The organism is Paenibacillus sp. S28 (assembly GCF_016624415.1).
GTDB lineage: Bacteria > Bacillota > Bacilli > Paenibacillales > Paenibacillaceae > Paenibacillus_AQ > Paenibacillus_AQ favisporus.
The window spans coordinates 78,501-102,408 of the sequence record NZ_JACVTM010000010.1 but is presented as its reverse complement, the minus strand read 5'-3'; the positions used below and the strand labels follow the sequence as shown (position 1 = coordinate 102,408).

Annotated in this window: 27 protein-coding genes; 8 read left to right on the top strand and 19 right to left on the bottom strand. The window is 55.9% G+C overall.

The window, feature by feature from the left end; genetic code table 11:
* Positions 1–14 precede the first annotated feature (14 nt).
* The 8 genes from solA to IAE55_RS22550 all read right to left on the bottom strand — a co-directional run bounded on the left by solA (position 15) and on the right by IAE55_RS22550 (position 7,596).
* Positions 15–1,181, bottom strand: a complete 1,167-nt coding sequence (gene solA / locus IAE55_RS22585; RefSeq protein ID WP_145160830.1) for an N-methyl-L-tryptophan oxidase — start codon at positions 1,179–1,181, stop codon at positions 15–17.
* Between the two features lie 2 nt (positions 1,182–1,183).
* Entirely contained in the window at positions 1,184–2,362 is a 1,179-nt protein-coding gene (locus IAE55_RS22580; RefSeq protein WP_145160832.1) for a M20 peptidase aminoacylase family protein, read from the bottom strand.
* 74 nt (positions 2,363–2,436) lie between these two features.
* Complete coding sequence (locus IAE55_RS22575; RefSeq protein WP_105442070.1) at positions 2,437–3,453, bottom strand: LLM class flavin-dependent oxidoreductase; 1,017 nt, start codon at positions 3,451–3,453, stop codon at positions 2,437–2,439.
* Between the two features lie 12 nt (positions 3,454–3,465).
* Entirely contained in the window at positions 3,466–4,218 is a 753-nt protein-coding gene (locus IAE55_RS22570; RefSeq protein WP_116231873.1) for an amino acid ABC transporter ATP-binding protein, read from the bottom strand.
* Positions 4,215–4,925 (bottom strand): amino acid ABC transporter permease, encoded by a 711-nt coding sequence (locus IAE55_RS22565; protein ID WP_076174989.1) that lies wholly within the window; start codon positions 4,923–4,925, stop codon positions 4,215–4,217. Before IAE55_RS22565 ends, IAE55_RS22570 begins: the two co-directional genes overlap by 4 nt.
* Positions 4,922–5,707, bottom strand: a complete 786-nt coding sequence (locus IAE55_RS22560) for an amino acid ABC transporter permease (RefSeq protein ID WP_105442068.1) — start codon at positions 5,705–5,707, stop codon at positions 4,922–4,924. The genes IAE55_RS22565 and IAE55_RS22560 overlap by 4 nt, the downstream gene beginning before the upstream one ends.
* A 34-nt stretch (positions 5,708–5,741) precedes the next feature.
* Positions 5,742–6,542 carry a transporter substrate-binding domain-containing protein gene (locus IAE55_RS22555; RefSeq protein WP_438822531.1) on the bottom strand — a complete coding sequence of 267 codons (801 nt, stop codon included), beginning with the start codon at positions 6,540–6,542 and terminating at the stop codon, positions 5,742–5,744.
* Between the two features lie 154 nt (positions 6,543–6,696).
* Positions 6,697–7,596, bottom strand: coding sequence for a LysR family transcriptional regulator (locus IAE55_RS22550; protein WP_145160836.1), 900 nt, complete (start codon positions 7,594–7,596; stop codon positions 6,697–6,699).
* Positions 7,597–7,948: 352 nt separating this feature from the next.
* Here IAE55_RS22550 and IAE55_RS22545 point away from each other — a divergent pair, with 352 nt between their 5' ends.
* A complete protein-coding gene (locus IAE55_RS22545) occupies positions 7,949–8,488 on the top strand; it encodes a GNAT family N-acetyltransferase (protein WP_105442066.1) in 540 nt (179 codons plus the stop codon).
* Positions 8,489–8,586: 98 nt separating this feature from the next.
* On the opposite strand, the gene IAE55_RS22540 is transcribed toward IAE55_RS22545, so the two are convergent.
* From IAE55_RS22540 to IAE55_RS22530, 3 genes are all read right to left on the bottom strand, one after another.
* Positions 8,587–9,396 (bottom strand): phosphotransferase family protein, encoded by an 810-nt coding sequence (locus IAE55_RS22540; protein ID WP_186381994.1) that lies wholly within the window; start codon positions 9,394–9,396, stop codon positions 8,587–8,589.
* A gap of 366 nt (positions 9,397–9,762) precedes the next feature.
* Complete coding sequence (locus tag IAE55_RS22535; protein ID WP_076175007.1) at positions 9,763–9,942, bottom strand: H-type small acid-soluble spore protein; 180 nt, start codon at positions 9,940–9,942, stop codon at positions 9,763–9,765.
* A gap of 143 nt (positions 9,943–10,085) precedes the next feature.
* Positions 10,086–10,409 carry a hypothetical protein gene (locus tag IAE55_RS22530; RefSeq protein WP_105442064.1) on the bottom strand — a complete coding sequence of 108 codons (324 nt, stop codon included), beginning with the start codon at positions 10,407–10,409 and terminating at the stop codon, positions 10,086–10,088.
* 163 nt (positions 10,410–10,572) lie between these two features.
* Here IAE55_RS22530 and ku point away from each other — a divergent pair, with 163 nt between their 5' ends.
* The 3 genes from ku (at position 10,573) to ligD (ending at position 13,441) form a co-directional block, all read left to right on the top strand.
* A complete protein-coding gene (ku, locus tag IAE55_RS22525; protein ID WP_105442063.1) occupies positions 10,573–11,481 on the top strand; it encodes a non-homologous end joining protein Ku in 909 nt (302 codons plus the stop codon).
* Positions 11,482–11,503: 22 nt separating this feature from the next.
* Positions 11,504–12,445: an ATP-dependent DNA ligase gene (locus IAE55_RS22520; protein ID WP_145160840.1), complete on the top strand. Its 942-nt coding sequence runs from the start codon at positions 11,504–11,506 to the stop codon at positions 12,443–12,445.
* A gap of 93 nt (positions 12,446–12,538) precedes the next feature.
* Positions 12,539–13,441, top strand: coding sequence for a non-homologous end-joining DNA ligase (gene ligD, locus IAE55_RS22515; protein ID WP_200633942.1), 903 nt, complete (start codon positions 12,539–12,541; stop codon positions 13,439–13,441).
* Positions 13,442–13,491: 50 nt separating this feature from the next.
* Here ligD and IAE55_RS22510 read toward each other — a convergent pair whose 3' ends face one another.
* Positions 13,492–14,316, bottom strand: coding sequence for a YitT family protein (locus IAE55_RS22510; RefSeq protein ID WP_234489791.1), 825 nt, complete (start codon positions 14,314–14,316; stop codon positions 13,492–13,494).
* Positions 14,317–14,573: 257 nt separating this feature from the next.
* On the opposite strand from IAE55_RS22510, the gene IAE55_RS22505 reads away from it, so the two are divergent.
* A complete protein-coding gene (locus tag IAE55_RS22505; protein WP_145026107.1) occupies positions 14,574–14,897 on the top strand; it encodes a YnfA family protein in 324 nt (107 codons plus the stop codon).
* 31 nt (positions 14,898–14,928) lie between these two features.
* On the opposite strand, the gene cls is transcribed toward IAE55_RS22505, so the two are convergent.
* Positions 14,929–16,365 (bottom strand): cardiolipin synthase, encoded by a 1,437-nt coding sequence (gene cls / locus IAE55_RS22500; RefSeq protein ID WP_145946634.1) that lies wholly within the window; start codon positions 16,363–16,365, stop codon positions 14,929–14,931.
* Positions 16,366–16,563: 198 nt separating this feature from the next.
* Between cls and IAE55_RS22495 the strand changes: the two genes are divergently transcribed.
* Both IAE55_RS22495 and IAE55_RS22490 read left to right on the top strand, forming a co-directional pair.
* On the top strand, positions 16,564–17,559 hold the full coding sequence (locus tag IAE55_RS22495) for a M23 family metallopeptidase (protein WP_200633941.1): 996 nt from the start codon (positions 16,564–16,566) through the stop codon (positions 17,557–17,559).
* 263 nt (positions 17,560–17,822) lie between these two features.
* Positions 17,823–18,242: a bactofilin family protein gene (locus IAE55_RS22490; protein WP_089549924.1), complete on the top strand. Its 420-nt coding sequence runs from the start codon at positions 17,823–17,825 to the stop codon at positions 18,240–18,242.
* Between the two features lie 107 nt (positions 18,243–18,349).
* Here the strand turns inward: IAE55_RS22490 and IAE55_RS22485 are convergent, their stop codons facing one another.
* From IAE55_RS22485 to IAE55_RS22465, 5 genes are all read right to left on the bottom strand, one after another.
* On the bottom strand, positions 18,350–19,129 hold the full coding sequence (locus tag IAE55_RS22485; protein ID WP_200633940.1) for an ABC transporter permease: 780 nt from the start codon (positions 19,127–19,129) through the stop codon (positions 18,350–18,352).
* Positions 19,122–20,033, bottom strand: a complete 912-nt coding sequence (locus tag IAE55_RS22480; RefSeq protein ID WP_145160849.1) for an ABC transporter ATP-binding protein — start codon at positions 20,031–20,033, stop codon at positions 19,122–19,124. Before IAE55_RS22480 ends, IAE55_RS22485 begins: the two co-directional genes overlap by 8 nt.
* A gap of 477 nt (positions 20,034–20,510) precedes the next feature.
* Complete coding sequence (locus IAE55_RS22475; RefSeq protein ID WP_200633939.1) at positions 20,511–21,467, bottom strand: LCP family glycopolymer transferase; 957 nt, start codon at positions 21,465–21,467, stop codon at positions 20,511–20,513.
* Between the two features lie 61 nt (positions 21,468–21,528).
* A complete protein-coding gene (locus tag IAE55_RS22470) occupies positions 21,529–22,200 on the bottom strand; it encodes a sugar transferase (protein WP_234489790.1) in 672 nt (223 codons plus the stop codon).
* A 223-nt stretch (positions 22,201–22,423) separates the two neighbouring features.
* Positions 22,424–22,855 carry a hypothetical protein gene (locus IAE55_RS22465; RefSeq protein ID WP_076175032.1) on the bottom strand — a complete coding sequence of 144 codons (432 nt, stop codon included), beginning with the start codon at positions 22,853–22,855 and terminating at the stop codon, positions 22,424–22,426.
* Between the two features lie 220 nt (positions 22,856–23,075).
* On the opposite strand from IAE55_RS22465, the gene IAE55_RS22460 reads away from it, so the two are divergent.
* Positions 23,076–23,444 carry a helix-turn-helix domain-containing protein gene (locus IAE55_RS22460; protein ID WP_076175034.1) on the top strand — a complete coding sequence of 123 codons (369 nt, stop codon included), beginning with the start codon at positions 23,076–23,078 and terminating at the stop codon, positions 23,442–23,444.
* A 206-nt stretch (positions 23,445–23,650) separates the two neighbouring features.
* On the opposite strand, the gene IAE55_RS22455 is transcribed toward IAE55_RS22460, so the two are convergent.
* Entirely contained in the window at positions 23,651–23,806 is a 156-nt protein-coding gene (locus IAE55_RS22455; protein WP_163882458.1) for a hypothetical protein, read from the bottom strand.
* Positions 23,807–23,908 lie beyond the last annotated feature (102 nt).

Sequence of the window (23,908 nt, the reverse complement as noted above, 5' to 3'; positions counted from 1 at the left end):
CTCCTTCCAACTGATTAGGATACGGGTGATGTTGGCGTGTCGGCGGGCGATGGATGAAACCGGGACAGGGAGAACGGCGCGATATTGTGCGGACTGCGGCCGTCCAAGATCAGGTCCGCCAGCAGGCTGCCGACCACGCTCGAAAATTTAAAGCCATGCCCCGAAAATCCGCCCGCTGCCCACACTTGCGGGTGCTCTGGATGCCGGTCAATGATAAAGCCCTCGTCGGGCGACATTTCGTATTTACATACCACTCCCCGCTTCAACCGGCCCGAAGCTCCCGGCATGTAGGCATCCAAGGCGCGCCTCAAGTCGCCTTCGTCCTCGGGGAGCGAGCCAAAGGGTGCCAGCTCCTCGCCCGGCTGCCATGCATGCCCGGTGTCGTGCCGGCCGATTTTGAGCCCGGCCCCGCCGATGCTCGGAAAGCCGTAATAAGAGCCCTCCGGCGCGTTCAGCGTAAACCCGGGGAACCGTCCGTTATCGAAGGCAGGGGTATTCGTCTCGAACCAGCCCACCGTTTTGCGGACGGCTCGAACCGGAAGGTTCACGAACGGGGACAGCGTGCCGAACCAGGCGCCGGCGCTCAGAACCGCGAACGAGGCATGGTAAGTGCCTTCCTTTGTCGACACAGTGACCCCGTCCTGATGCGCTTCGATGCCCCGGACCTTCGCGTAAGTCAGCAGCTCCGCCCCTTTGGAGAGAGCCAGCTTGCGGTAAGCTCCGACGCAGCGCTCGCTGTGCAGATATCCGGCGGCCGGCTCATACATCGCCTCGAACGAATCCGGCACGCTCAGCTCGGGCCAGCGTCTGCGGATCTCCGCCGCATCCAGCCATTCGGGATGCAGCCCATGCCGCTTGGCCAGCTCGATCCGCTCCCTGTAGGAATACAGGCCGCTGTCGGCGAGGTTCAGCACGCCGGACTGGACAAGCAGCTTCGTCTCGGTCAGGTCCTCGACTTCGTTCCAGAGTCGGTGCGCGCGGATCGCCATTTCCGTATAAACCGGATCGCCGCTGTAAGCGTGCCGGATCAGGCGCGGTTCCCCGTGGTGGCTCCCCTCCTCATGCGGCGGGTCAAACGCATCGATCAGCAGCGTCTTCACTCCGCGGCGGGCCAGGTAATACCCGGCGCTCATGCCGACCGAGCCCGCCCCGACGACAATGACGTCATACCATTTTCCCATGGCTATTTCGACGCACCCCCGTGGCCGAAATGCGCCAGGGCGTCTTCGGCTAACTGCGTAAAAAAGGCGACGCTGACCGGGAGCGCATTCTCATCCAGGTCAAAGGCGGGGTGATGCCATTCCTGTTTGCCGTTCGTCCCCATGAAGACGAACAACCCGGGAACGGCTTGCTGGTAGACGGCAAAATCTTCCCCGGCGGGCGAAGGAACCGGCACGATCGCCTGATATCCCGCCGCCTCGGCTGCGGCTGTGCCAAGCTCGGCCAGAGCAGGGTCGTTGTCCACCGGCGGCGGCCCTTCGATCCAGCGGACCGCGGCCGTGGTGCCGAAGGCTTCCGCCACGCCCCGGACGACCTGCTCGAACCGCGCCAGCACCAGCTCGCGCACCTGCTGGTCAAACGTGCGGATCGTGCCTTCCAGGAGCGCCTGCTCCGGAATGACGTTCCACGCCGTTCCGCTGTGCAGCTTCGTGACGCTGATCACCGCGCTGCTCAGGGAGCTGATGTTTCGGCTCACCACCGACTGCAGCGCCGTAATGATATGCGAAGCCGTCACGATCGGGTCCAGCCCGGCCTCCGGAACGGCCGCATGCGAGCCCTTCCCGGCGACTTCGACGACGAAGCCGTCGGCCGCCGCCATCAGCGGCCCTTCCTTGATGCCGATCGTCCCAACGGGAAGATCGGGCTTGTTGTGCATGCCGAAGATGGCCTGCACTCCTTCCAGCGCGCCGCTGCCAATGACCTGCTTCGCGCCCTTCGCCTTTTCTTCGGCCGGCTGGAAGATCAGCCGGATGGTGCCGTGAAGCCTGTCTTCACGGGCTTTCAGCGCGTACGCCGTCCCAATTAGGGCGGCGGTATGAAAATCATGCCCGCAGGCATGCATTCTGCCTTCAATCTCGGACGCGAACGGGAGTCCCGTCTCTTCCTGAATCGGAAGCGCGTCGATGTCCGCGCGCAGCGCGATGACCGGCCCGGGCTGCAGGCCGCCGACCTCGGCCACCACGCCGGTGGCCAGCGGAAGGTCCAGGATCCGGATGCCTGCTTCGCTCAGCCAGCCCCGGATCCGGCGCGTCGTTTCATGCTCCTCGCCGGACAGCTCCGGGAAGCGGTGCAGCTCCCGGCGGATTTCGATCAAGCGGTCCACCCCCGCGGCGGAGGGGATCCGTACAGCATCGCTTGGCATGTCGCCATCCTCCTTTTACTTGTGTCTATGGATACTTAGGCGTATTCAAATCGCACCCTTCCCCGCTCATGGCCTCAAGCCTCTGCCGGCACCTCGGCCAGCGCTTCCGCCAACAGTTCAAATGAACGGAGACGCTTGTCGAAAGGCTGGATGTTGGTCGTGACGACGAACTCATCGATCCCCGACGCCTGATGAAGCTCAAGCAGCTTCTCGCGGACGGTTTCCTTCGTGCCCTTCAGCACCGAAGGCTCCTGCTCCTCGACCGTATACGGCTCATTGGCCTGGCGGCCGAATTCCTCGGCCTGCTCCAGCGTACCGACTGTCAGCGTACGGCCGCTGGCGAGGTGAATCTTCACCAGCTTGTGGGATCCGGCCAGCTCGGCAGCTTCTTCCACGCTGTCCGCCACGACGACGGACAGCGCTACGATGACCTGCGGCCGGGTTCCATGCGAATCGTCAAATGCGTCACGGTAGGCGCGGATGGCCGCCAGCGCGGTCGCTTCATCCCCGTTGATGAACAGGGAAAACACATAGGGCAGCCCCAAGCCGGCTGCGATCTCTGCGCTGCCTACGCTGGCGCCCAGCACGTACAGCTCGGGGGCCGTTTCCGGCAGCGGCGTGGCGCGCAGCCCGTGCAGCGGATGGTCCGCTTCCAGCCGGTTGTGGAGGTATTTGCCCAGCTCCACGATTTTATCTGTCAGGGAAGCGGAATCCCCGGCTCCGCGCTGCAGCGCCTGTGTGCTCCGCGGCAGCCCTCCGGGCGCGCGGCCGATGCCGAGGTCGACCCGGCCCGGCGCCAGGGACGCCAGCACGTTGAAGTTCTCCGCCACCTTATACGGGCTGTAATGCTGCAGCATCACGCCGCCCGATCCGATGCGGATCGTTTGAGTTTTGGCCAGCAGGTAAGAAATCAGCACCTCCGGCGAAGAGCCGGCCACATGATCGGAGTCGTGATGCTCCGACACCCAGAACCGCCGGAACCCGAGCGCCTCGGATTTCTGGGCCAGCCGTATCGTATGCTCGAATGCCTCCGCTGAAGTCTCTCCGGGGTAAACCGGGCTTTGATCCAGAACGCTAATCGTAATGCTCATATGGCTCTCCTCCTAAATGCTGTAGTTCAGTTCCGGCGTAATCCGCTTCAGAAACTGCTTGGTCCGTTCCTCCCGGGGATGGTTGAACAGCTGGGCCGGCGGCCCTTCCTCCACGATGACTCCCCCGTCCATGAACACGACATGGTTCGCCACATCGCGGGCGAAGCCCATTTCATGCGTCACGACGATCATGGTGATGCCTTCCTTGGCAATTTTGCGGATAACCTCCAGCACTTCGCCGACGAGCTCGGGATCCAGCGCCGATGTCGGCTCGTCGAACAGGATGACCTCCGGTTCCAACGCCAGCGCCCGGGCGATGCCGACACGCTGCTGCTGCCCACCCGACAGCTGGCTCGGATAGGCGTCCAGCTTGCCCGCCAGCCCGACCTTCTCCAGGAGTGCCGCACTGCGCTTTCGCGCTTCGTCCTTCGGTATTTTTTTGACGATGACGAGTCCCTCCATCACGTTCTCGATCGCCGTCTTATGCTTGAACAGATTGTACTGCTGGAATACCATCGCCGTTTTTTGCCGGAGCGCGTGAATGTCCTTCTTTGCCGCATGCTCCGCGTTCATCCGGAAGTCGCCGATGGCAATCTCTCCGCCGCTCGGCTTCTCCAGGTAGTTCACGCACCGCAGCAGCGTCGTTTTGCCAGAGCCGCTCGGCCCCAGAATGACGACGACTTCCCCTTTGTTCACGGTCAAATCAATCGATTTCAGCACCGGGTTCCGGCCAAAAGACTTGGATATATTCGTGAGCTTGATCATGCCACTCCCCCCCGATTGTACAGATTGATGCGTTTCTCCAGCAGCGCCGTCAGCCTTTCGATCAGAAGCGTCAGCCCCCAGAAAATAGCCGCAGCCGCCAGGTACGCTTCAAAGAACTTCCAGTTGGTCGACGCCACAATTTGCGCTTTGGCGTTAATGTCCACGACGGATACGGTAAAAGCGAGCGTCGAGCCATGCAGCATTCCGATCACCGAGTTCGACAGGTTCGGCAGGCTGACGGCCAGCGCTTGAGGCAGCACGATGCGGCGCAGCGCCTGCGGCGTCGTCATGCCGATGGAATAGGCGGCCTCCAGCTGACCGCGGTTCACGGCGAGAAGGCCGGAGCGAATCACCTCGGACATATAGGCCCCTGCCGTGATGGAGAAAGAGATGAAGGCAAAGCCGATCATCGGAATGGATGAGGATTTAAAGCCTAGGCCAAGAGCGGCGGATACCGCGTCAACGATGACCGGCAGCCCGAAATAGATGAGCAGCAGGTGCGTGAGCATCGGCGTACCGCGGATGAAGGTGACATAAGCCGTGGCGATCTGGCTGAGCACCGGGACTTTGTAGATGCGCACCACGGCTCCGATCAGCCCGATGATAAAACCGGCCGTCACTGAGACGGCGGTAATGAGAAGGGTGGTTGGTATGGCGGACAGCAGGTGGACAAAGGCGGTCCAAATAAACGTAACGTCGATTTTCACAGCTCAGCGCCTCCTTTTTCCGTTCCGATCCCTGCGACTACGCGCCGGTAGGACCCTTTCTTTTGGATCCGGAAGCCGGTGCGTGCCGGTGTATCCGGAAGCTCATGCCGCATGAGGCGGACCTCCATAGCCTTGAGCACCTTCTCCAGCGTAAAGCTCACAACCAGGTAGATGAGCGCCAAAGCGATGTAGGACTCGATAAAGTGCTGGGTGACCGAACCGAGCGTCTGCGCTTTTCCCGTCATCTCCATCACGCCGAGCGTGAAGGCCAGCGACGTATCTTTCAGCAGGGCGATCACCAGGTTCGAGAATACCGGGACGGCGATCGCCAGAGCCTGGGGCAGAACGATCCGGGTAAACGCCTGACGGCCTGTCATCCCCACGGCATAAGCCGCCTCAAGCTGCCCTCGGTCCACCGCCATGACCGACGCCCGGATCATCTCCGACATGAAGGCCCCGGTGTGAAGACCGTACGTCAGGATGACAAACACGAGCACAGGCGCTTTTGACATGTCGATTCCGATGAGCTTCAGGATCTCCGGCAGTCCGTAGTAGAACAGGAACAGCTGGATCAGAATCGGCGTACCCCGAAAGAACGAGACGTACACCTGGGAGAACGTGCGTAGCGCCGGTATCCGGTACAGCCGGGGAAGGGCGATCAGAAAACCGACCAGCATCCCCACCACCAGCGAGCCTGCGACGATCAGCAAGGTGATGCCCAGCGTCGATGCCAGCTTCGGAAAAAAGCTGAACACAAATGAGAAATCGAACGGTGCACCCATATTACAACCTGCCCCCTTCCTGGTTTAATCCGGACTATTTATCCGCCGTAAAGTCGCTGCCGAGCCATTCCTTGCTCAGCTTGCCAAGCGTTCCGTCCTGCTTCAACTCCTTGATCGCCCCGTCGACCGCATCGGCCAGCTTCTGCTCTTCCGGATCGTCCTTGCGGAAGACGAACAGAATGTCATGCTCGGACAGATCGTCGCCAGTGACTTTGAGCTTGCCCTGCGGGTCGATCAGCGGCAGCGAGAAGTCCGCTCCGATCGTCGCGTCCACCCGTCCGGTCGTAATTTGATTCACAGTATCGTTGGCGGCACCATTTTGATAGACAATTTGGATCGCATTATCATGTTCCTTGTTGTAGTTCTCGAGAATTTGGGCTTCCGCGCTTGTAGCGCCGGTTAACACCTTTTTGCCCTTCAGGTCGTCCAGCGAATGGATCGAATCGTTGTCCTTGGCGACGATGATCTTGTTTCTCCAGTGGGCGTACGGCTCTTTGTTAAAAAGGTACTTTTCCGTCCGCTCCGGGTTTTTCTCCATTTCATGCGCCACAAAATCGATCTTCTTCGTCTCCAGGCTGAGCAGCAGATTGGAAAATTCCTGCGTCTGGATATCGAACTCGTAGTCCGGCAGGCGCTTGTCGATCTCGCGCACCAGCTCTACGTCGAAGCCGGTCAGCTTTCCGTTCTCATCGATAAAGCAAATTTTCGGAAAGGCCGTGCCTGTGCCTACGACGATTTTTTTGACGGCTCCTCCTGCGGCGTTCGCCGCCGTATTCGCGGAGGTTTCCCCGCCCTTCGATCCGGATCCGCACCCGGCAATCACCCCTGCCAGCATGATCCCTGCAACGACTGCTAATGTTTTTCTCACGACCTCATCCCCTTTCATATGGCTCCCGTTTTTTCTTGATTGATAATTCCTATAGATTTAGTAAGAATTATGTTGTCACTAACTTTACCGCGATTTGCACAACGCGTCTAATAGAGTTTTTCTATCCGATCATGTAATTCATTAATGGGACGGACGACTGCTTCAAATCCAGCAGAAATTCAAGGATATCCGTGTTCTCGCCGGTGAGCGAAATGAGGTTGGTCTGCAGGGAGACGCCTGCCGTTTCGGTGATGTCCACGGGAACGAGGCTGCCCATCTCCTCCTCCTGCCTTGCGCAGAGGCCGGGAAGAAAGCAGATGCCCGCCCGCTCCAGAACGAGCTTCTTCGCCGTCTCGGAGTTGTCGACCTGATAGACGATGTTCGGCGGCTGATCCAGGCTTTCGAACACCCGGTGAATCCGCAGCCAGTCCAGGGAACCGCACTCGAAAAACACCAGCGTTTCGTGACGGATTTCCCGGATCGACGCCCGGCCGGCCGAGGCGAGACGGTGATCGGGGTAGACATACAGGCGAATGGGGTCTTCGTAAAAAGGATAGGACTGGAACGCCGGGTTCATCATTTTGCGAACGAAGGCCAGGTCGAGCTCCCCTGCAGACAGCTTGGCGGTCAGCTCGTCGGTCGGCGCCGTGGTCAGCTTGAATTTGATTTCGGGAAAACGCCTGGTCAGTCCCATCAGCAGATGGGGCATCAAATAATTGGATACAGAGACGGTGCTGCCGATCCGCAGTTCGTTGGGCATGGCCCGTTTGGATTGGAGGTGATGCTTGCCCTTCTGGTAGGTCTGGAGAATTTGCTGGGCATAGGGGAGAAACTGCTTGCCTTTTTCCGTCAGATGGATCTGTTTGCCCAGACGGTCGAACAGCCGGCAATCGAGCTCGCGTTCGAGCGATTGAATGCGCGCGGTGACTGTAGGCTGCGACAGGAACAGGACATCCGCCGCCTTGTTGAAGCTGCCGTAATGGTTGATGTACACAAAAGCCTCAATGTTTTCGATGTTCACGGTAACACCCCCGAAGTTTTATCACTCACTATTCCAATGAATTTAGGTGGTTTTAAACCTGAAAAAGGGTATAAATTATCCTTATCTTAGGCAGTTGGCAAATTATTGTCAATCGTTTATTTTCGTAGCAGGCTGTTCCTCTAGGATTAAAAAAGGCCCAAGTGACGCCCATATTCGGGCACGAAGGGATGTACTCGGGTCTGCCTTAGCGGCCATGGTGAAGCCTGAAAGCTTATAGATTTTTTTGATATCTGAATTAATTATTTTATTTTCCGATGCGAATAGTAGGTATTACCTGCTATACTTAGCTCACACCAAATTACCTGAATCCCTTCCAAAAGGAGTGAAAGCGATGAATCCAGAAGAATTGATCCTCCGGGACGCCAAGGATTCCGAACGCGAATTGATTGCCGAAGTGATGCTGGAATCCTATCAGCAGTATGCCTTTGATATGCCCCAGGAACGGTGGGAGCAGTACCGGGATTCCATCCGGAATTCCGTGTATGGAAATGCTCCATATGCCCGAATCGTTGCCGAAATCGACGGCAGGATCGTCGGAAGCGTCCAGATGTTCCTCTCCTCGGAAGCCGCTTACGGCAATCCGGAGATGGGGATTCACTCGCCAATCATCCGCCTCCTTGCCGTTCATCCTTCCGCGAGAGGACGCGGGGTGGCCACTGCGCTCATCCGGGAAGCGGCACGCCGTGCGCTGGAGCTTGGAGCCACGACGCTGAACCTCCACACTTCCGACATGATGGCCTCGGCCGTGAAGCTGTATGAGAAGCTCGGGTTCCAGCGGCACTACGAGACCGATACGACTAATGGGGAGACGCTGGTCAAAGGATACCGGATCGACGTTCCCGGTTCCCTGCTGCTTCAGAACGCGGTGTAGCCCTCATCACTTCCATACTTCCATAGAAAATACGAAAAGGCGGTCCGGCTGAAGCCGGAACCGCCCTTGCTGCTATATGCCATTCTAGTCTAACCGGATCATGCCACAGAACTGTCCAATGCCTCGCGCACCAAAGCAAGCAGATTGGCCTTCTCGGCTTCGGGAATCCATTCCGTCAGCCGGGCCGCCGCCACCGGCAGCAGCCAGGCATCCACATCCGCTTGGCTGAGGCTCCCGCTTCCGATGTACTGCCGCGTATACTCCTTGACGAGCTCCTGCCTCATCCGGTCAAACAGTTTCACAGCTTCATCCGGCGTGCCGTCGGGCATGGTGCCCATTTGGAGCAGCACCAAGGTTCGGGCGACGTCTCCGGCCGGATTGCCGCGCATGCCTGTCATCCAGTCAATGACCCATTCCTTCGCCCCGAGAATGATGTTGTCCGGATGAAAATCCCCATGACACAGCTTCGATCCTTCCGGAAGCTGCATCAAATAGTCAACAATCCGTTCCTTCTCCTCTTCCGCCAAGGAAGGCGCATGCTGAATGCGGTTTTTCAGAACTGTCTTTTGCTCCGGCAGACCGTGAATGTCCCGGGCATGCAGATCCAGATGAAGCCTGGCCATCCGGGCTGCTTCTTCGTGCAGGATGTCCGGATTAACAGAAATGGCCTGGAGCATGGTGATGCCGGACGCCTGCTCGTAGACCACCCCAAAACGGGAGCCTTGCTCCGCGAGCCGAATCGGGCGGGGTGTCGTCACTCCCGTGTTATACACCTTCAAGCTGATCTGATATTCCTCTTCCGCCATGCCGAGCGGCATGCCTTCCCGGTACAGCTTCAGCACCTGACCTGGCTGATAGGACAGAACCTCCGCCGTTCTGCCGGCAGCGACCACCGGACTTTCCCCCATATGTACACAGCTCCTCTCTGCCGCCCTGCTCCCTTTCCCTAAACCGATGAACATGGGCCGCTTGCAGGTCCATTGTACCTCACCCCCGCAGAGATGGATACGGGGATTTTGCGCTTGCGCCGCATTCGCGTTCACCGTCAGCAGCAGACGTAAGAAAAACGTCTATCGACGTACTTTCAATGAAGACAGACCGCGTATAGAGGAAGTTTCTCTTGCGAGATCAGGAAGCAGAAGCTCCGAAACTTATACTTTCTGATCTGTTCAAAAAAGCCGCCAGGGCGGCAGTATCCTCTCTGCAGCCCGAGCGGCTTCCTTACATCCATCTTCTCCTCCATCCCATAAGGATGACGGGAAATCAGGTCAGGTTTATCCTTCCTGTAGACGTTCCACATTCACCGTCTGGGTGTCGGTAGGCCGGGTGCCGACCTGAACCGTGGCCACCCCGTTGTCCACATCCACCTTTTCGATCCATACCGGTACCCCTTCCAGGTTTACGGGAATGGTGTCCTTAGCCTGATAAATATCCAGCGCGCGCTGAGCATCCATGTTGGTTTCAGCCTCCTGTGTAATAGAATCATAAGCTATCATTGTGCGCAGAACCTAGCATTCTTCGCTAGAGACCTGCCGCTCTTCTGCATCTTTTACTTTGAAAATCTTTATTGCTTGTACATTTCAGCATGCCCGGGCTATCAGCCTTCCTCGGGATCTCCCTCTTGCGCGGGACCGATCATGCCCGGCTCAACGACGATCGTGTCGGTCGTACTCGCCCCGATGTAGCCGTTGTCTGCCGTAATGTTGCCGCCGCCCAGTCCCTCATTGACCATCCGGTCGATATCGAGCATATGGGTATCCAGCGATATATCCTCATCCGGAGAGGTTACGTTATGCCAGTTGACGTTGTCCGCATCGATATAATCCGAAGATTCGATCGCGTCTCTGGCCGCCTCGTAATTTTCGAGCGCTTCCAGCGTCAGCTCCTTGTCGTCGTCCGGGTCCTGTCTTCTGTCCTTCAACCTTGCTCCCTCCTCGCTACAGCATGCATGTGGTCATGGGTTCAATATGCCCTGCAGGCAGCTAAACCATTCATTTTTTCCCTGGCCAAATCGGCGGCGGGCCTTATAGAAACGGGATATTTTCCCCATACTAGTAGGAAAAAGCGTTAAAGGAGCGATAACTATGCATACCGTCTGGAAGGGAGCGATCAGCTTCGGCCTGGTCCACGTCCCGGTGAAAATGTTCTCCGCCACGGAGGACAAGGATATTTCCATGAGGTACGTCCATAAAGAGTGCGGCAGCCCCCTCTCCTACGTCCGCAAATGCCCGGTCTGTGACGAGGAAGTGGGCTGGGAGGAAATCGCAAAGGGTTATGAATACGAGAAGGGAAAGTTCGTTTTGTTTGAAAAAGAGGAGCTTGAGCAGATTACCGAGCAGGCCAACAAGGCGATTGCCATCCTCGACTTTGTCGATCTGTCCGAAATCGATCCGATCTACTTCCAGAAGACGTATTACCTCGCTCCGGATCAGGCCGGGGGCAACGCTTACCAGCTGCTGAAAGAGGCGATGCAGCAGAGCGGCAAGATCGGGATCGCCAAAATCTCCATCCGCTCCAAGAGCAGCCTCGCGGCGATCCGCGTGCTGGATGAGTGCCTTGCGATCGAAACGATGTTCTACCCGGATGAAATCCGCCCGGTCTCCCAAGTGCCGAACCTTCCGGAAAATATCCAGGTCAACGATAAGGAGCTCGGCATGGCGCAAATGCTGATTGAGCAGCTCTCCACGCCGTTTGAGCCGAAAAAATACGGGGACGACTACCGCGAGCGCCTGCTCGATCTAATCGAGCATAAGGTGGCCGGCGAAGAGATCAAGATCGCTCCGGCGAAGCAGGAGACGAATGTGATCGACTTGATGGCCGCCCTGCAGGCCAGCATCGAAGCGGCCAAGCCTGTGGCGACCGACCCGGGTCCGGCCAAGAAGACCGCCAGGGGCAAAGCCAAAGCCAAGCCTGCGGAACCTGCCGCCGCTGCCGGCGAAGGGCCCAAGCCAAAACGCCGCAAGACGGCCAAGAAAAACGAAACCGTCTCGTAACGGTTAGATCGGAGGATCATCGATGCCGCTTACCCCGATCGTCCCTTTCGAACCCGTCATGACGGACGCCCTCCCTTCCGGTGAGCAGTGGATCGCCCAGATCAAATGGGACGGTGTCCGGATGATCACCTATTACGACGGCGGGGAGGTCCAGCTCGTGAACCGCAAGGGGAACAACCGGACGCGCCAGTATCCAGAGCTGCTGGATATCGCTTCTTACTGCCGTGCCGATTCGGTCATTCTGGACGGCGAAATCATCGCTCTGGTAGACGGGGTGCCTTCCTTTCATCAGGTCATGAAACGGGACAGCCTCCGCGTAGAGCAGCAAATCAAAGCCCGCGTCCAGCAGGTGCCGATCGTCTATATGATCTTCGACATCCTGTATTACAACGGCGAATGGGTAACCGGACGGCCGCTGCGCGAGCGGCAGCAGCTCCTGACGGAAACCGTGATCCCCAGCGGGCACGTCCAGCTCGTGCCGAGCTATACGGACATCCCGCTGCTGCATGACGTGTCGGTCCAGCACCGGCTTGAAGGCATCGTCGTCAAAGACGTTAACAGCGTCTATGCCCTGGGCGGCAAGGACAAGCGGTGGCAGAAGCGGAAGAACATCCAGGACGTGAACGCCGTGGTCGGCGGGGTGACGTTCCGGGACGGCATCGTGAATGCGCTGCTGCTCGGCCTGTACGCCGACGACGGGAGCCTGGTCTATATCGGCCATGCCGGAACGGGCAAGCTGAAGGTGGCCGACTGGCGCAGCATCACCGAGCGGGTCGCGGACATGGCGGTGAAGGACCGTCCCTTCGTCAACCAGCCGGAGCGGCAGAAAGGGGCGGTCTGGATCCGTCCCGAGTGGGTGGTCAAGGTGAATTTCCTGGAATGGACGCCCGGCGGCACCCTGCGCCAGCCTAGTATTCAGGCGTTTGTCGATGTTCCCCCCGCGGACTGCCGGCTGGATCCGTAGCTTCCAAAGAATCACGGCGAGTTCTTATGCCCGTGACTTTCCATCATGCAGCTCAGAAATGGCATCCCGCCTAAAATGATTGGAGGTATCCGTATGCCGCGAACCGTGAAAGGCACGATTTCGATCGAGGGACAAGACATTCCCATCACCAATCCCGACAAGCCGCTGTGGCCGGAAATGGGCATTACCAAGGCGATTTATTTGCAAAAGCTCGCGGCGCTCGCTCCTTATTTGCTGAAGTACTGCCGGAACCGGCTGCTCACGACGATCCGCTATCCGCATGGGGTGCCTGGCGAATTTTTTTATCAAAAAAATGCGCCGGAGCCGCTCCCTCCCTATGTCCAGACGGCCGAGAAGGACGGGATCAATTACATCCTGCTGAACGGCCTGCCCGAGCTGCTGTGGCTGGGCAACCTGGCCGCGCTGGAGTTTCACCCGTCCCTCCATTACGCAGGGAGCACGCTGCCCTGTGAATGGATGATTGACCTCGACCCGTCGCGAGAGGTCGAACCGCGGATCATGGAGGCCGCGTCCATCGTCGGCAAGGTGCTGCGCTCGCTCGGACTGCAGTCGGTCCCGAAGACATCCGGGGCGACGGGTATTCAGATCATCGTGCCGATCAATGATGGGATCACGTTCGACGAGCTGCGCACTGTCGGGCATTTCGTCGGCATGTTCGTGACGGAGAAGCACCCGGAGCTGTTCACCCTGGAACGGCTCAAGAAAAACCGCGGCGATAAAATCTACTTCGATTACCTTCAGCACTATCAGGGAAAAACGCTCGCCGCCCCTTACACCCCCCGGGCACGCCCGGGCGCAACGGTGTCAACCCCGCTGCACTGGGAGGAAGTGGACAGCAACGTTGCCCCGACCGATTTTCACCTGCTTAACATCGAGGAGCGGCTTGCCCGCCACGGCGACCTGATCGCCGCGCTCGCCCCGCAGCCGATCGAGCAGGTGATCCGCCATTTAAGCGCAGCAAAGCCCGGAAGGTAACCTTCCGGGCTTTGAAGCATTTCACGGGTCAGTCCAGCTTGGCTGCCCCGCTAATGGATATCTTTTTTCTTGAAACGGCCGCCCTTAACGTCATGGATATTACCAACCGCAAGGAAGGCATCCGGATCCCAATCACCGACGATGGTCTTCAGCTTAGCCTCTTCCAGACGGGTGATGACCACGAAGATCACTTTCTTGCTGTCTCCGGAGTAGGCTCCTTCCCCTTCCAAATACGTGACGCCGCGTCCCAGGCGCTGGGTGAGGGCATCACCGATGTCCTTGTATTTCTCACTGATGATCCATACCGATTTGGACTGGTCGATCCCTTCGTTGGTGATATCAATCACTTTAAAGGCGATAAAGTAGGCGATCAGCGAATACATCGCGTTATTCCAACCGAATACGAAGCCCGCACTCGTCAGGATAAAGAAGTTGATGAACATGATGATCTCCCCGACAGAGAACGGCGTCTTTTTGTTGATGAGAATCGCGACGATTTCGCTGCCGTCCGTGGAACCCCCTGCCCGGATGACCAGGCCGACGCCCGCACCGAGGATCACGCCTCCGAAGATGGCTGCCAGCAGCGGATCGAACGTAATAGGTTTAACGGGTTCCAGCAGCGCGGTGCCAATCGACATCACCAGGACGGCTGCCAGCGTGGAGAAGGCAAACGTCTTGCCGATTTGCTTGTAACCCAGAAACAAGAAAGGAATATTGAGAACCGTAAGAAAAATACCGAGCGGCAGATGAAAAAGGTGGGACAGCATAATGGAAATGCCGGTAATCCCGCCGTCAATGATGTTATTGTTTACGAGGAATACTTCCAGTGCAACAGAGACCAAGCCGGCTCCGATCAGCATGACCAGGATGCGCATGAACACTCTGGCCTTCGAGGTCGGCGCCTTGAGCGGCTGCAAATCCTGCGGCAGGTTTGGCCTATCCGTGGATTGCGGGTTTGAAGGTACAGCCATCGAATCCCCCCGATTCTATAGATTGTTGTAGCATAAAGGGACATGAAACGCCCGGGTAGCATCGTGTACAGCCTAAGAAATCTGGACTTCCGTGATTATTCCCTTACTTTATTATATCATAGTTTTTAGCTGTATATTATCAGGATGGGAGTTTTTCTGTCATGAAATCCTTATTATTATTTATTGCGGCCGGGCTGGCCGAGATTGGCGGCGGTTACCTGGTATGGCTGTGGATCAAGGACGCGAAGCCCTGGTGGTTCGGCGCGGCGGGCAGCCTGCTTCTGATCGTGTACGGGATCATTCCCACCCTGCAGAATTATCCTTCCTTCGGGCGGGTTTATGCCGCATACGGGGGCATCTTTATCGTCCTGGCCCTCCTATGGGGCTGGTGGATCGACAAAAACACGCCCGACGTCTACGACTGGATCGGAGCGGCTCTGTGCATGGCCGGCGTATCCGTTATTCTATGGGCTCCACGGCACTAGGCTTGGCAGCAGCAGATTCAGGACCGCGCGGTCATAGCAGCGGGGACAGCATCCGGCACAGCACTTCCGCCAGCTTATGCAGAAACGGCCGGGCCTGAAACTCCTCGGTTACGATTTGATGACTCTGGCTCATATCTTCCTTGAAATCTTTCACCAGCCGGTCGATCGAGGACTGCTCGAACAGCGCTGCCGTCAGCTCAAAGTTGCAGAAAAAGCTCCGCATGTCCATATTAGCGGTACCTACCGAGGCCATCAGATCGTCGACGATCATGACCTTGGCATGAATGAAGCCTTTCTGATATTCATAGAACTTCACTCCGGCCAGCAGCAGGTCTTCAATATAGGAGAGCGAAGCGAGATGCACCAGCCTGGAATCGGCTTTCAACGGAATGATGATCCGCACGTCCACTCCGCTGACCGCAGCGGTTTTGAGTCCTTCATAGATGCCCTGATCGGGAATAAAGTAGGGCGAGGTGATCCAGATCCTTTTTTTCGCGACCGTAATTGCGCCAAAGCACATCTCCTGGATGGCATTCCAATCCTGATCGGGTCCGCTGCTGACGATTTGAACCTGTTCATCGGCTTCGCATTGATGCTTGGGAAACAGCGCAGGGTCCGACAACCGCTCGCCTGAAGCGAGCTTCCAGTCGCTCAAAAACACATTTTGCAAAAAATAAACGGCATCTCCCTCGATCTCCAGGTGCGTGTCGCGCCAATACCCCATTTTCTGATATTTCCCCAAATAGTCATCGCCGACATTCAGCCCGCCTACAAAACCTTTGGTTCCATCGACGACAATAATTTTGCGGTGGTTGCGGTAGTTGATCCTGCGGTCGATCATGGCCAGAAGCGGCGGCAGGAAGAAGTGGAACTCCACACCCGCTTCCTTCAGCTCCTGGATGAACCCGCGCCTGCGGCCAAGCCTGTAGCTTCCGAAGCCGTCGCAGAGCAGCCTCACCTTGACCCCGGCTTTCGCCTTCCGGACCATGATGTCCTTGAAGCGGTTCCCGATATCGTCGTCCCGGAAAATATAAAATTGAATATGTAAGTGATCCTCTGCTTTATCCATGGCGGCGAGCATCGCGCCAAAGGTATCCTCCCCGTCGGTCAGCACCCTGCTCTTGTTGCAGCCGGTAATCGGGCTCTCGGACAGATGGGACAGCAAATTAAACAAGCGCTCCTGATGCTGAAAATCCTTGCTGTGCATATCCCCGGCACGCTTTACCAAGGACGCCTGACTCCATATCAAGGGACGGATCTCTTGAAACAGGCGCGAACCCTGCGTACGGACCTTCTTCCTCGCTTTATAGTCCTGGGCCACAAAATAATAGACCACAAAGCCGATCAACGGGCAGCAAAACAATATAAACAGCCAGGCGACCGTCTTGTAAGGATTGCGGAATTCCAGAAGCAGAATCGTTGCCGTTTGAAAAATAAAAACGAGTAGTGCGATAAGCAGCCACAGCATACGTCAGCCTCCTTGCGGGTCAAAAGCAATCTGTATGTTCAGGATTGACCACTTTCAACCTGCTTTATTCAGTATTTACCCGGATCGGCCTGATGCAGACGCAGCGGCGGCAAAGATCACATTTTTGACATGTTTTAAGAGATCAGAGAATACATAGAAGATAAGACAAGTACAATCAAGCCGAGGAAAGGAGCCGCCATGAAAAATGCCAAAGGCAATGGGCGGGTGACGCTCCTGGTCATGCGGGACGCCCAGCATTCCGTCAAACAGCTGCATCTCTCCAAGCCCTTGATGATGGCCGTCCCCGCCGTGGCCGTTCTGTCGCTGTCCGGACTCGTTCTTGCGCTGCAGGCCCACTCGTCCCAGGTGATCTCCCAGCTGGAGCAGAAGGTCACCGCCGAAAGCCTGAAGAACGTCCAGATGCAGCGGACGGTGAACAGCCGGGAGCAGTCCATCGAGCGCCTGCAGAACGAAATCGTCAACCTGTCGAGCCAAGCCAAAGATATGAAGCAGAAGATGGACCGCGTGGATGAACTGGAGAACCAGCTGCAGCAGTTCATTAACAAGCACGGAACCACCAGTATGGCCGAGCCTGCTTCCGGGGCCAAAGCGTCTTCCCTGTCCTGGGATGCCTCGCAGCATGTCGGTGGCGAATATATCGCTGTGCATGAGAACGATATGCTGGACCTGGCCCAGGAGACGAAAGATGACTTTCAGGAGATGCAGACGCTGCTGCGGTCCATGGAGAACCAAATCCCTTCGACCTTGAAAAAAGCGGAGGAAACGCAGGATCGGATCTCCGGGCAGCCCGACCTGTGGCCGACCGAGTCCCGAGTGACGACCTCAAGCTTCGGCTACCGGACGGACCCTTTTACCGGAAGGGCGTCCTTCCATGCGGGGATCGATATTGCCGGGGATAACGGAAGCCCCGTATATGCGGCGGGAGCGGGCACGATCGTGACGGCTGAGAACAGCGGCGGTGCGCGGGGACGGTATATCGTCATTGAGCATCCGAACGGCCTGCAAACCTGGTATATGCACCTCAGCAAAATCCAGGCCAATGTCGGCCAAACCGTCTACAAAGGCGAACAGATCGCCGAGCTCGGCTCGACCGGGCGAAGCACCGGCCCCCATCTTCATTTTCAGGTCGTGAAGAAGGATAAGCCCGTTAACCCGCTTCCTTATATTCAGTAGTAGGGTTTGATCTTAAGAAAAACGTCTATCGACGTACCTTCAAAGAAGACAGACCGCATTTAGCTGAAGTTTTTCTTGCGATTATAGAATGGTTCAGCTTCGCTGAAATTTATAAATTCTATAATCTTAAGAAAAACGTCTATCGACGTACCTTCAAAGAAGACAGACCGCGTTTAGCTGAAGTTTTTCTTGCGATTATAGAATGGTTCAGCTTCGCTGAATTTTATAAATTCTATAATCTTAAAAAAGGAGGGATTTCAAACATGAGCAGATCCAAAGCGAGCCGGCACCAGAGCGCAACGGACACTTTGATCGGCAAAGGGACAGAAATCGAAGGGACGCTGGCCTGTGAGGCCAACCTGCGCATCGAAGGCAAATTTAACGGCGTCATTGAGAGCAAAGGCAGCGTCATTGTCGGGGAGCATGCAGTGGCAAGATCGCACATTCATGCCAAAGAGGTCATCATTGCCGGAAAAGTGTACGGCGATGTGACGACGCTCGGCCGGCTGACCATCACGGCGACCGGGCAGATGTTCGGTGACGTGCTGGGGGCAACGTCGCTGGTCATTACCGAGGGCGGCATCCTCCACGGATCCAGCAAAATGGAGCTGAAGGACGCCCCGGAGGAAATGGCACAGGAGACCGCCTCCACCCCGCGGTATTTGGAATCGGAAGCCGGCTGATGCGGCCCGAAGCTTCTGCTTTCTTATCTCTGCAAAAAACGCAGTCGCAAGTGAACGGATCACGTCCACATGCACTGCGTTTTTTTGGCTTTTAATATCGTGACAGGTCAGGCCGCGACGTCCCGTTTGCCGAACACGGTCCAGGCGATGACCAGAAACAAGACGTAGTAGATGGCCAGAATCAAAATCGAGAAGCCGAGCGTCACGCCTCCAGGTCCCACCGAAGAGACCAGATACTGCGACAGGTCCATGTGCATAAACGGCAAAAACTTCGCCCAGCTGTAGCGCTCAGGGTTGAACAGCATATTAAAGATGCCCTTCGCGAACATGATGAACAGGGACAGCCCGATAGCGAGCCCGCTTGCCCGGAACACGGCCGAGAGCATGAAGGCCAGCGCCACGGTCATGAACAGGTCTACATAATCGCATAGCATAATCAGAAAGTAATGACGCGGCCCGATGCGCTCGCCCATAAGGGACCCGCCCGCTCCTCCCGAGAAGAAGATCGCGGAGACTCCGTATGACACGACGATCAACAGCACCGTGCACAGCAGGCTGAACAGCACAACGGCAAGGTATTTGGAGAGCAGAATCTTCGATCGGCTCCATGGACGGATCAGCAGCAGCTTGATGGTACCCCAGGAGAATTCGCCTGCAACGGAATCCGAGGCGACCACAACCGAAAATATGGTGCACAGAAAAAACGTAAACGCCCCGGTCTGAAGCACGCTTTCCCATAAGCTGATATTGCCCCCGCCATCCGCCAAGTGAAACAGGAGCGGCATCAGAATGTTGACGATGGCCAGGATCGACAGCATGATCCACGTCCGGGCTCTCCGGTATATCTTCATGTTCTCGTTCTGCACGAGATGGATAAAGCTACCCAATCTGATCACTTCCCGTCATTTCCAAGAATTGGTCCTCCAGCGACCGGGTTATCTTCTGAATCCCGTACACCTTGAATCCGCTCTGGACGAGCCGGGCATTCGTGTCGGCAATGCCATTTCGGTCGAGCCGGACGATCAGCAGTCCATCGCGTACCGTACCGCCCCCAAGCAGCTCCTGCGCCTGCTCTGGACGGTCCAGCGCAAATGCCGTTTCCACGGTCGTCTCCTGCGCTCCCTCAACACCGGCCAGTGTGCGTACGTCAATCAACCGTCCGTTCTGGATGATGGCCACGGCGTCGCACATCAGCTCCATCTCGGACAGCAGATGGCTGGAGACGAATACCGTCGTCCCCTCTTCCCTGCACAGCCGGCGCAGGTAGTCCCTCAGCTCGCGGATTCCCTGCGGGTCCAGCCCGTTGGTGGGCTCGTCCAGGATCAGCAGCTTCGGACGGTGCAAAATCGCCTGAGCTACGCCCAGGCGCTGCCGCATGCCCAGCGAATACGTCCGCACCGGGTCCTGAATCCGGTTGCTCAGCCCTACGAGCTGAACCACTTCCTGAATGCGCTCCTCGGTAATCCCTGACATCATCCGGGCAAAGTGACGGAGGTTTTCATACCCCGTCAAAAACTTATACATCTCCGGGTTTTCCACGATCGCCCCCACGTGGACGATGGCCTGCTCAAAATGATCCTTGATGCTGTAACCGCAAATTTTAATATCTCCCTTGGTGATCTTGGTCAGCCCGACCATCATGCGGATAGTCGTCGTTTTTCCGGCCCCGTTCGGACCGAGAAAACCAAAGACCTGCCCGGGAGGGATGTCCAGCGTAACATCCTCAACCAATGTTTTGGATGAGACTTTCTTCGTGACACCTTCCAGCCGAACCACCGGTTCCTGCTGCATTTCTATCACCCCTTCTGCCCAAGTCTGGCCCCATTGTAGCATATTCGCCTTGCAGATGCCCATCATATGGGAAATCTGCCTCTGATTGTGTCTGCGAATAACATAGGGTACAGCAGCCCAGGGGAATCACTGTGCGGTAAAATCCCGTCCGGAACACAAGTGCCGTGTCCGACATAGGGATGACCTGCTCACATCGCAAGCAGAATACGGATAGCTGACTGTTCAAGAGAATCGACTTCCCTTCCATGAAGTGTGTCTTTGCGCTTAAAATTATGACCAACGACTTATCATAGATACATTTTGTAACATGCACACCAAGAAATCTACATGAATCTGCATCCTTTGTCAAGGAAACTGACGGTTTTAGTCGAAAAATAACCCCACAACGTGGGGCTTATGAATCAATTCGGGTTCCGGGATGCTGCAAAGGACGCCGGAAATGAAAAAGCAAGCGTGACTTCAAGCCACGCCTGCCTCTTACTGTAAATGCTCTTTAATGACATTATGGATGCGCTGCCGCTCCTCATCGCTGACCATGTAATACCAAATTCCGTTGATCTTCTTGCCCTGGCCCTTGATCTCCACCTGCTCGATTGTCTTCAGGTCAGACCGGTAATCGGTCACGAAGGTCTTCATATTGTCGAAAGTGATGTCCGTCCTGACACTGTCGCCTACCTGGTTCAGTAGGGATTCCACTTTTACGACATTCGATATTTTGAGCGCATTATTGATCACCTGCTCCAAAATTTCCCGCTGCCGTGCATTACGCCCCAAATCTCCGCGCGGATCGTCATACCGCATCCGGGAGAAGGCCAGCGCCTCGGAGCCGTCCAGCTTCAAGTCGCCCTGTTTGAAATCGTATCCTTCATATTGGAAGGCAAACGGATTATTCACTTCCACCCCGCCGAGCAAATCAATGATTTTGGCGAAGCCCTCCATATTGACCTTGATGTAATAGTTGACCGGATAACCGAGGAAGTGCTCTACCGTCGCGACCGACATGTTTACGCCGCCAAAGGCGTAAGCATGGTTGATCTTGTCCGTCGTCCCGTGGCCGACGATTTCGGTTCTCGTGTCACGCGGGATGTTGAACATCAGGATACTCTGCTTGGCCGGATTTACCGTCAGCAGGATCATCGAGTCCGAGCGGCCCGGGTCGTCCTCGCGCTGATCCACACCCATGACCAGAACGGTAAACGGCTCCCTTTCATTCAGATGAACCGCCGGCGGGTTTTCGGTGCTCTTGGACGTATCCGCCTGGGCGCCCGTCTTGCCATCCGAGCTGACGGTTACCGGTACAACGGACGGTTCCCGCTTTTCATATATTTCGTTAGCCGTTGCTTTGACCGAATTATAAATATACAATCCGTATCCCGCGACGCCGACCACCAGCACCGATACGACGGCGATGGTCGAAACAACCCATTTTTTCATGATGCATCTGCCACCTTCCTAATGGACACGGCTGCGCCCTGCGCACTTGGTCACGCAGCGATTAGTACGCATTATCCGCGCCGAACAGCACCTTGACCGTTTTACAAATGATGATCATATCCATCCATATCGACTGTTCGTTTATGTATTTGAGGTCCAGCTCGACCATTTCCTGAAATCCCACATGGTTCCTTCCGCTGACCTGCCATAAACCTGTACACCCCGGGACAACGAGCAGCCTCTGCATATCGTAGGAAGTATAGTCGCTTACCTCCCGGGGCAAAGGCGGTCTTGGCCCGACCAGGCTCATATTTCCTTTCAGCACATTCACAAGCTGGGGCAGCTCATCAATGCTCGTTTTGCGGATGAACCGGCCGACCCGGGTGACCCGCGGATCGTTTTTCATTTTGAACATCGCCCCGGTCACATCGCTTTGCTGGATCAAATTGCCGAGCATCAGCTCGGCTCCGCTGACCATCGACCGGAATTTGTACATTTTAAATGGTGTGCCCCCACGGCCGACGCGGACCTGGGAGAAAAACACCGAGCCTTTTGGATCCTCCAGCTTGATAAGCAAGGCAACGGCTAGGAATACCGGACATAAAAAAATCAGCCCTATAAGCGATAAGCTAATATCCAGTGTTCGCTTGGCCCACAGGTACAACATCCTCTCTTTCCGGGGAGTGATCGGAAGGGTCTTGCCGGCGTCCACCGTTTTGTTCAGCGGATTCATGCTGCTCATAAATGAACATCCTCGTCCCTTTGAAGCATCTGCATCAGGAAATCCAAGGTCAACGTACGTCCCATGACTGATCCATCCCCCGCTCTCAATATAAGTCCATCCGGACGATCACATGACAAGCTTATACTTCAGCCTTTTTAAAGCAAAGCACTATGCAGCCCTTTGATAAATAGTGTAAAATGTCTGTATCCCATTACGAAAAAACGTAAGATTTTTATGCTTTGATATCAAAATGGTGTCCTGGGCCGGGGAAAGAATCATGGTCACAGGGACTTTCATACGGTGTGGAGGCCGCTCGGCCGCCTCGTTGTGGGCGGTTGTGGTGTTTTGTCATGCGCTCCGGCTCCTGCTGCGGGGATTCAATACGAATGCCGTATTGGTGGGCCTTAAAAGAGATGCTGCTTTCTTTCCAAGCCACGGTGCCGTACACCTGACGGGCAGGGGCATTTGGAACGTGGATAATGAACCCCAGCCTGAGCTCGGGCACGACGGGGAGATCCAAGTCGCTGATGATTACCATTCGGCTTGGCTCGTATTCCCATAGGATGACAGGACGGGTCCGATGCAGAAAAACCGTCTGGTTCCCGACCTGATGGATATACATATACGTTTGAAGATGTATGCCATGTGCTGTTAACATATTCATCGGATTATTCCTGCCTCATGGTATGAAAATCGGGATAACGCCTTATACTGCTAAAGGATACGTAACGTCTCAACAATTGATACAAATGGTATCATTTCCAATTTTCACTTTACGATACATTTTGTAACTAGTCAATACTTATTTCCTATATGAATCTATTTTTGCGACATTTTGTTTCTAACTTTATGTATTTTTTCAGGTATTCGGAGGAGGTTAATTCATGAATCATGGTAATCGCATCGCAGAACTGCGGGACCAACGCGGCTGGACCCAGGAGGAATTGGCCCAGTCCATAGGCATTACGCGAGCCGCACTATCCCACTATGAAAAGAACCGCCGTAAACCTGATTTTGAGATTCTGACCAAACTGGCTGACAAATTTGACGTTTCCATCGATTATCTGATCGGCCGTACGAACCAGCCGAAGATTGTCATGGATCCGGAGGTCCGGGATTTTGTCGATCAACTGGAGCTTTCGGACGAGGACTTGCTGGAAAAGTTCAATTTGACGATTGACGGCCGCCGCTTGTCTGAGGAAGAAGCCAAACGTTTTATCGCTTTTGTGCGGATGGAACGGTCCATGAAATAATGAAAAACCTCAGCTTTCCTTGAACTTAGGAGGGCTGAGGTTTTTATAGGTTCGGTTACCGTAATTCGACGGGGTCCCCTTTTGGAGCATATGGAAGACAACTGCTGCAGGGCGGCCTCCCTGTCTAAAATCGGAAAGATCAAACGTTTTCTGTCCCTCCTTGTCGTTTTATGCGAACCCCCCGGACACGATCTGCGAAATTTCCGCTAATCCGTCCCCTTCTCCATTTTCTGAACAAAGCGCTTCCAGTTGTCAGGATGAATCCCGCATTGCTCCAACACTTTCATGATGTCCAATTGGGTTTGCTCCGGAAGTTCTTGGTTGGACCGGGCCTCGGCACCGAACTTTCTCTCATCTCTCATCGAAGATACCCTCGCTCCACTCAACATATTATCCAAAATGATTTCCACGGCTACTCCTTTGTTGACAAATACAACGTCTGTTCCAAGTATGAATGTCAAGAA

What these genes read in the sequence shown, in the direction of transcription:
- IAE55_RS22545 (WP_105442066.1), top strand. Translation starts at nt 7,949, where the DNA reads ATGAATCCAGAAGAATTGATCCTCCGGGACGCCAAGGATTCCGAACGC.
- IAE55_RS22455 (WP_163882458.1), bottom strand. Translation starts at nt 23,806, where the DNA reads ATGAGAGATGAGAGAAAGTTCGGTGCCGAGGCCCGGTCCAACCAAGAA.
- IAE55_RS22510 (WP_234489791.1), bottom strand. Translation starts at nt 14,316, where the DNA reads ATGCGCATCCTGGTCATGCTGATCGGAGCCGGCTTGGTCTCTGTTGCA.
- IAE55_RS22540 (WP_186381994.1), bottom strand. Translation starts at nt 9,396, where the DNA reads ATGGGGGAAAGTCCGGTGGTCGCTGCCGGCAGAACGGCGGAGGTTCTG.
- IAE55_RS22505 (WP_145026107.1), top strand. Translation starts at nt 14,574, where the DNA reads ATGAAATCCTTATTATTATTTATTGCGGCCGGGCTGGCCGAGATTGGC.
- IAE55_RS22575 (WP_105442070.1), bottom strand. Translation starts at nt 3,453, where the DNA reads ATGAGCATTACGATTAGCGTTCTGGATCAAAGCCCGGTTTACCCCGGA.
- IAE55_RS22490 (WP_089549924.1), top strand. Translation starts at nt 17,823, where the DNA reads ATGAGCAGATCCAAAGCGAGCCGGCACCAGAGCGCAACGGACACTTTG.
- IAE55_RS22555 (WP_438822531.1), bottom strand. Translation starts at nt 6,542, where the DNA reads ATGCTGGCAGGGGTGATTGCCGGGTGCGGATCCGGATCGAAGGGCGGG.
- IAE55_RS22580 (WP_145160832.1), bottom strand. Translation starts at nt 2,362, where the DNA reads ATGCCAAGCGATGCTGTACGGATCCCCTCCGCCGCGGGGGTGGACCGC.
- IAE55_RS22560 (WP_105442068.1), bottom strand. Translation starts at nt 5,707, where the DNA reads ATGGGTGCACCGTTCGATTTCTCATTTGTGTTCAGCTTTTTTCCGAAG.
- solA (WP_145160830.1), bottom strand. Translation starts at nt 1,181, where the DNA reads ATGGGAAAATGGTATGACGTCATTGTCGTCGGGGCGGGCTCGGTCGGC.
- IAE55_RS22520 (WP_145160840.1), top strand. Translation starts at nt 11,504, where the DNA reads ATGCCGCTTACCCCGATCGTCCCTTTCGAACCCGTCATGACGGACGCC.
- IAE55_RS22570 (WP_116231873.1), bottom strand. Translation starts at nt 4,218, where the DNA reads ATGATCAAGCTCACGAATATATCCAAGTCTTTTGGCCGGAACCCGGTG.
- IAE55_RS22460 (WP_076175034.1), top strand. Translation starts at nt 23,076, where the DNA reads ATGAATCATGGTAATCGCATCGCAGAACTGCGGGACCAACGCGGCTGG.
- ligD (WP_200633942.1), top strand. Translation starts at nt 12,539, where the DNA reads ATGCCGCGAACCGTGAAAGGCACGATTTCGATCGAGGGACAAGACATT.
- IAE55_RS22495 (WP_200633941.1), top strand. Translation starts at nt 16,564, where the DNA reads ATGAAAAATGCCAAAGGCAATGGGCGGGTGACGCTCCTGGTCATGCGG.
- IAE55_RS22475 (WP_200633939.1), bottom strand. Translation starts at nt 21,467, where the DNA reads ATGAAAAAATGGGTTGTTTCGACCATCGCCGTCGTATCGGTGCTGGTG.
- ku (WP_105442063.1), top strand. Translation starts at nt 10,573, where the DNA reads ATGCATACCGTCTGGAAGGGAGCGATCAGCTTCGGCCTGGTCCACGTC.
- cls (WP_145946634.1), bottom strand. Translation starts at nt 16,365, where the DNA reads ATGCTGTGGCTGCTTATCGCACTACTCGTTTTTATTTTTCAAACGGCA.
- IAE55_RS22480 (WP_145160849.1), bottom strand. Translation starts at nt 20,033, where the DNA reads ATGCAGCAGGAACCGGTGGTTCGGCTGGAAGGTGTCACGAAGAAAGTC.
- IAE55_RS22465 (WP_076175032.1), bottom strand. Translation starts at nt 22,855, where the DNA reads ATGAATATGTTAACAGCACATGGCATACATCTTCAAACGTATATGTAT.
- IAE55_RS22470 (WP_234489790.1), bottom strand. Translation starts at nt 22,200, where the DNA reads ATGAATCCGCTGAACAAAACGGTGGACGCCGGCAAGACCCTTCCGATC.
- IAE55_RS22535 (WP_076175007.1), bottom strand. Translation starts at nt 9,942, where the DNA reads ATGGATGCTCAGCGCGCGCTGGATATTTATCAGGCTAAGGACACCATT.